The sequence below is a fragment of the Verminephrobacter aporrectodeae subsp. tuberculatae At4 genome, from assembly GCF_000193225.1.
Taxonomy (GTDB): Bacteria; Pseudomonadota; Gammaproteobacteria; order Burkholderiales; family Burkholderiaceae_C; genus Acidovorax; species Acidovorax aporrectodeae.
Genome location: NZ_AFAL01000220.1, coordinates 1 through 478 on the forward strand (window position 1 = coordinate 1; position 478 = coordinate 478).

Genomic DNA, 478 nt, shown 5'->3' on the forward strand with positions numbered 1-478 from the left:
GCCATGGCCCGCGAGCACCTGGTAGCTGCCGTTGCGCGCGCACGCGCCATGGCGCACGTCGGCGACGGTGACGCGGGCCCCGGCCTGCGCCAGGGCCTCGGCGCCATCGTGGATCAGATCGCTGGTTCCGCAGATCAGCACGCGCTGCCCGACGCGCACGCCGTAGCGCTGCAGAAAGGTCTGCGCGGCGGACACCGTCATCACGCCCGGCAGGTCATTGTTGCCAAACACCAGCGGGCGCTCGATGGCGCCGGTCGCCAGAACCACCTGGCGCGCGCGGATCTTGTGCAGGCGCTGGCGCGGCAGATGCACCAGGCGCCCGGCCGGGGCGATATGGTCCTGCACCAACTCCACCGCGTGCACCAAGTTCTGCGCGTGCATGCCGAACGCGGTGCTGCGGGTCAGCACGTCCACGTGCGGCATGCCGGACAGGGCCGCCTGCACCGAGCGGATATAGGCGTCGCCGTCGCGCCCGTCG

General features: G+C 72.0%; 1 pseudogene. It reads right to left on the bottom strand.

Going from position 1 to position 478, the window contains the following annotated elements:
- A pseudogene (locus VTU_RS25970) lies at positions 1 to 478 on the bottom strand (sarcosine oxidase subunit alpha); the annotation flags it as partial.